The organism is Bacillus badius NBRC 15713, from assembly GCF_001591605.1.
Classification (GTDB): Bacteria; Bacillota; Bacilli; order Bacillales; family Domibacillaceae; genus Pseudobacillus; species Pseudobacillus badius.
This window is the reverse complement of sequence record NZ_BCVF01000042.1, coordinates 22444-28503: the sequence shown is the minus strand read 5'-3', so window position 1 is coordinate 28503 and position 6060 is coordinate 22444. Positions and strand designations below refer to the sequence as shown.

The 6060-nt window shown below is 46.5% G+C and carries 4 protein-coding genes; all 4 read right to left on the bottom strand.

The genetic code is table 11. The annotated features are described in order from the left end of the window. The coding region (locus tag BBA02S_RS16765; protein WP_061786760.1) for an S-layer homology domain-containing protein at window positions 1-2272 on the bottom strand (2272 nt) is incomplete at its 3' end. 490 nt (window positions 2273-2762) lie between these two features. Continuing rightward, a complete protein-coding gene (locus BBA02S_RS16760) occupies window positions 2763-3872 on the bottom strand; it encodes a glycosyltransferase (protein WP_041113790.1) in 1110 nt (369 codons plus the stop codon). Between the two features lie 66 nt (window positions 3873-3938). Beyond that, the gene (locus tag BBA02S_RS16755) at window positions 3939-4655 is read right to left on the bottom strand and encodes a WecB/TagA/CpsF family glycosyltransferase (RefSeq protein WP_041113791.1); all 717 of its coding nucleotides are present in this window, start codon (window positions 4653-4655) and stop codon (window positions 3939-3941) included. A gap of 11 nt (window positions 4656-4666) precedes the next feature. After that, entirely contained in the window at window positions 4667-5962 is a 1296-nt protein-coding gene (locus BBA02S_RS16750) for a nucleotide sugar dehydrogenase (protein ID WP_041113792.1), read from the bottom strand. Window positions 5963-6060: the final 98 nt, after the last annotated feature.

Below are 6060 nucleotides of genomic sequence, written 5' to 3'. Positions count from 1 at the left end.
CAGCTATACGAACTTTGCTTAAAGTGGAAGTTGAAAGTGTAATTCCTTTAACAATATCATCATTAGCACTTTCAGTTGTTTCTAATACATCAGCAAAGTTGATTAATTCACCTTTATAGTTAATTGTACCTGGAGTTAACCAATTAACTTTAGTAATCTCAGGTGTTTTATCAGTTACAGTAACAGTTACAGTAACAGTTACTTTACCTACGAACACACCTTTATCATTGTAAATAGCAATATCAGAAGTACCTGCTTTAACAGCACTTACTGTAATTTCTTTAGGACCCATAGCAACATTAACGATTTTATCGTTAAATTTAGGTGTATAATTAGTTAAATCTTGATCTCCGTTATATACATTCTCAGAAGTATAATTAGCAACTTTCAAAGTTACTGTGTTATCTTCAGCATCGTTAATATCTAAAGTAAGATCTTCAGATTGGTCAGCTACTTTCTTAACTTCAAGTACTTGTTTAGCAACGTTATTAACTTTTGTGATTTGGAAGCCAAGAGATCCTAAGAAGTTGCCATCCGCATCTTTAAAGCAAACTGTTCCATTCCCTTCTTTACTACCTGGTGTTAATTTTACTACACCTTCACCTTTTGCATCAGTAGTAATATCGGAAGTATCATCTAATAAAGTATGAGAAACTTCATCGATTGTTTCAGTAACAGCTTTCACTGGGTCACCATATTGGTCCGTTACTTTAACTTTAACATCTCTTTCTCCATCTGTTCCAGTCAATAATTTTACAGAAGAAGTTTCAGGCTGTACTTTAGCCACTTTACGAGCTTTACCAGAAACAGTCAACTCAACTTCTTTAGTTAATTTGCCAAACGTTAAAGTAATCTTCGCTTTCCCTGGAGCCTCTGCTTTTAAAGTAAATGATCCAGCTGGATCTTCTTTTACAGAAACAACTCCCGGATTAGAAGAGCTTACAGTATAACCAGAGGTTACTTCTGTTTTTTCACTGCCTGCAGCTACATGAAGCTTAGTAAATTTAGCTGCTTCATCTACTACTAAAGTTGTACTTTTTTGAGCAGCTCCAAGAGTATCATTTGTAAGTTCATAAGAACTTATAGCTGACGCTGCGCTATCTAAATTAACAACTGTGATAGACGCTTTTTCAGAAGTTAAAATAGTTGAACCTTTCGATACCACAGCCTGGACATGATACTTTCCTTCTTCAACTGTATCTTCTAGTTCTCCATCTTTAGAAACCTTGTCAGTTGCATCTACATTTTTAAAGAAAGTTTCAGTTGCGTCGTTACCTTTTTCATCATAAGCACGGTATTCAACTGAATATCCATTTGCAGCCAAATAGTTAAGGTCTGCTTTTTCATTATTAGCTAACAGGGTAACTTTTTGACCCTTAGTGTCATCGTCAAATGTAGCATTTTCAACTGCAACTGATTCAATCACATATTTAAATGTAAATTTGAACTCTTTTGATTGCTCATTGATTGTCGTTTTAACAGTAGTTTCTTCGTTAGGTACAAGGTTGTTAGCTAAAGAAACAGTTGCTTTTGTGCCATCAGCATTTGCTGAAACTGCTGTTACTGTGTTACCAGCTACAGTAAGATTTTCAGCTTTCAAATTTTGAAGGTCTTTACCAGTTACTTCAAGAGTTTTTGCACCTGTTGCTTTAACATCTTCAACTGTTGGTGCTACTACTGGCTTATTGATTTTGTACATGAAGATTGCGAACTCACCACGTTTGATCGCATCAGTTGTACCGAATTTAGTTTCAGATTTACCTTGTGTGATATTGTTTGCTACAAGCGCTTTAACCGCTGCATCGTAACGGTCAGATACATCTGTGAATTTGTGGTCAGCAGATCCAGTAAGCTTGTAAGCTTTTTGAAGGATTAACGCCATTTCACCACGAGTTAATTGATCAGCAGAACCGAATTTTGTATCAGTTTTACCGTTGATGATTCCAGCAGCTTTCAGTGCATTAACTGCGCCTTGAGCACGTTCAGGAACATCTGTGAAGCCAGCATTTGGAGCTTTAGTAGTATCTAATTTAAGAGCATTCGCAATCATAACAGCTGCGTCTACACGTTTGATTTGTTCGTCAACGCCAAACTTAGTTTCAGACATCCCTTGAGTGATTTTTTCGTTAACTAAGTAATCAACCGCTTCTTTATAACGATCAGATACATCAGTGAAACCAGCAGCAAATGCTGGAGTTACTGCAGTTGCTACTAGAGTAGCTGTTGCTGCTGTCGCAACAAATTTACGATAAGACTTTGGTTGGTAAGCCATGTAATAGTTCCTCCTGTTTTGTAAAGTATTCTTTAAATTTATGAAACCAACTAGCAATAGTACCAGTTGTTCATTACATCGGGTGATGTCGAGAAATCTTTAGGTCCAAATGTTACAAACATATGTAATGTTTACGTCAAATGGAAGATTTAAACTCAAATCTTATTCTACCAAAGTGCCATTGTTTTTCAACTGTTTTTTTGCTATTTCCATATTTTAATAAAGTTGTTACATTTAATATAAATATGAAAATAGTTTGACATAAATCTACAGATTTCCATAGATAAATGTACAAAACATGGTACGAAAAACCATAGCTTTCTCATTATATACCAACTATGCAGGAAATTGAAAGTATTTTTACCAATGTTTTTGTCAACTTTGTGTTACAGTTGTTGAATTTCTGGAAATGAAAGCGTTTTATTTAGAGGGGGTTTTTCAAAAAACTACAGAAAAAACCTGGAAATGTATCTTCCAGGTTACGTTTTTTTCATTTTTGCTTGCGGAGGAGCCGCTCATATTGCGCGCGTGTCGCTTCTTCCAGCTGTTCGAGGGAGTAGCGGCTGGAGGCATATTGATATAATATTTCGCCCATTTCCTGGAGCTGTCCTTCTTCCTGGCGGCGGATTGCCTGCCGGAGCGCTTCCGCATAGGCGGCCGCGTCCTTCACGGGCACAACCCAGCCGGTGGAGCCGTCCTCGACGAGCTCCTTGACGCCGCCGACGTCGGTTGTCACGATCGGCACGCGCTGGTTGGCCGCTTCGAGCAGCGCAAGCGGGAAGCTTTCACTGTAGGAGGCAAGCAGCGCCAGGTCGGCGGCGGCGTAAATCTGGTCCACGTCCGAACGGAAGCCGAGAAAGTGAACGTGGCTGTCCAGTCCGAGGCGGGCGGTTTCTTTTTCCAGCTCCGCCTTGATCGGCCCGTCCCCGACAAGCAGCAAGTGCGGGCGTTCCGCTTCATCGATCGCCTTCATGGCCTCGAAGACGACGGTGTGGCCTTTGATCGGATGAAGCCGCGCCACCATCGCCAGTACAAAGTCCGCTTCTTCCACGCCGAGCTCCCGGCGCGGAACAGGTGCGGCCTTTTCGTCTGTAAAGTGGATGCCGTTATAGACGGTCTGGATTTTGCGGCCGTCAATGCCCAGATTCATGAGGTTTTGCTTAAAGCGCTCCGATACCGCAAAGTAGCCGTCCATCTTTTTGACGGCGTACATGCTGAGGGCGGTGAACACTTTGCCCTTGATGCCCGATTTGACGAAATCGAGCGCCGGGTCGCTGTGGACGGTCGTGACCCAGCAGATGCCGGTTTTCTTTTTCAAATAGATGCCGAACAGGTTGGCGCGCGGGCCGTGTGTATGCAGAATCGTGAAGTTCTCTGACCGGATGAACTGGACGAGCTTGTTCAAGATCGATAGGTCATAGCGGGAGCTCTGGGCAAAGACTTCGGTTCGGATGCCGTTCGCCCTCGCCTCCTCGGCAAACGGCCCCTCGTGCATGACCGCAAGCACCGCCTCCTCGCGGCCGAACTGCTCAAGCAGTGTAATGACGTGCTTGCGTGAGCCGCCGGTTTCGGCGCCGGTAATTAAATGAAGTACTTTCATGGGAAACACCTGCCTCTTGAAAAAAAGTGCCGGGCCTCTCCTGGTGGGAAGCCGGGCACTTGATGATTATTTTTGGACTAAAATTTTCAGCAAAAACTTCGGCAGCGCCATTTGCCGTTTCAGCCGCTTCGGTTCCTTCATGAGCCGGTACAGCCACTCCAGGCCGAACTTGCGGTAAAAGGCCGGGGCGCGCTTCACCTTGCCCGAGTAGACATCGAAGCTGCCGCCGACGCCCTGGAACACTTTCACGTTCGGAAGCTTCGGCCTATTTTCCTTAATCCACAGCTCCTGGCGTGGGCTGCCGAGCGCGACAAAGAGAAGCGTGGCGCCCGATTCGCGGATCGCCTGGACGAGTGCTTCCTGATCCTGCACATAGCCGTTCGCATAGCCGGCTACGCGCAGATTCGGGATCTTCGCCTCCAGTTTTTCCTTCGCCGTGCGGACGACTTCCTCCTTCGCCCCGTAGAAAAAGACGCTGTGCCCTTCATCGGCCGCAAACTGCAGCAGGCGGCCCATCATATCGACGCCGGTCACCCGCTCCTTCAGCTGGCCTTTTTTCAGCTTGGAGGCGATGATCATGCCGATGCCGTCAGCGATTTGATATGTGGACTCGTTAATCAGCTCTTTGACGAGCGGGTCGCGCCCGGCGGTGATCACCTTCTCGGGATTGACCGCGATGACGGTGGACTGCTCGCCGGCAGCGATTCTCTTTTTTAAATCAGCAATAATTTCCTCATATGTGTAAGGCGACACGGAGACGCCTAAATATTGTTCTTTATCCATCACAGACACCCTCAGCTATTGATCGGCTTAACTGCAATGGCTTGCAGGCCAATGACGTCACCAATGCGGTAGACTGTAAGCCCTTCTTCTTGCTTAAGGTTCGTGCAGTTTTTCGTATCGAAAACGACCGGCGTTTCCATTTGCGCCAGCAGCGCTTGCTGGTCGATCGCTTTAAATTCATTGTGGTCGGCCAGGACAACAACGAGGTTGGCTCCTTTAACCGCTTCTTCAAAGGAAAGGAGCGGGAACGGCACTTGCTCTTCTCTGACGTGCGGGTCATGGACACGGACGTCATAACGCGGGTTCGCGAGCACTTTCTCGACGATTTCGATCGCCGGGCTTTCGCGCACGTCATCAATGTTTCCTTTATATGTTAAGCCGAACAAAGCGATTTTCGGTTCTTTCAGCTCGGCTGTGAGCTTAATGATCTGCTCGATGACAAAGTCCGGCATCGAGTTGTTAATGTCGCGGGAAAGCTGGATCAGGCGGGCTTCCTCCGGCGCTTTCTCGACGATGAAATACGGATCGACCGCCAGGCAATGTCCGCCGACGCCCGGTCCCGGCTGGTGAATGTTGACGCGCGGATGCTTATTCGCCAGCTCAATGACTTTATGGGCGTCCACGCCAAGGCGGGCGGAGATTTTCGCCAGCTCATTGGCCAGCGCGATGTTCACATCACGGAACGTGTTTTCCATCAGCTTCGACATTTCCGCTGTCACCGCTTCGGTTTCAATGACGTCTCCTGTGACGATTTGGCGGTACACGTCCGCCGCTTTGGCTGTTGCTTCCGGCGTCAGGCCGCCGACGATGCGTGTGTTTTCCACAAGCTCGATCAAAATTCGGCCCGGCAGCACGCGTTCCGGACAGTGAGCCAAGGCCACGTCCTCTTTCGGGTTCAAGCCGGCTTCTTCAATGATCGGCGCGACCACATCATCCATCGTGCGCGGCGGAATCGTGGATTCAACGATGACCACGTTGCCTTTTTTCAAGTACGGCACGATCGCTTTCGTGGCGCTGCGCACGTATTCTACGTTCGCCGTGCAGTCTTCATGAATCGGTGTTGGGACGGAGATGATGAAGGCATCTGCTTCCTCCGGCTCCATGGAGGCGCGCAGCTTGCCGGATTCGACGACTTCCTTGACGACTTCCGGCAGGCCGACCTCCTCGATAATGATTTCTCCTTTATTTAAACGCTCAACAACTTGCTTGTTTACGTCTACACCTACGACGGACACGCCGGCGCGGGCAAAAATAGCCGCTGTCGGCAAACCAATATATCCTAAACCAATGACGCAAATTTTTTGCATGTGAAAAAATCCTTTCTAACAGAAGTTATCCAAACCGCCCGGCAGCGAGCCGGTTCTTTTTAGAAGTTGATCCTATGCTAGTATAATTGAATTTCATT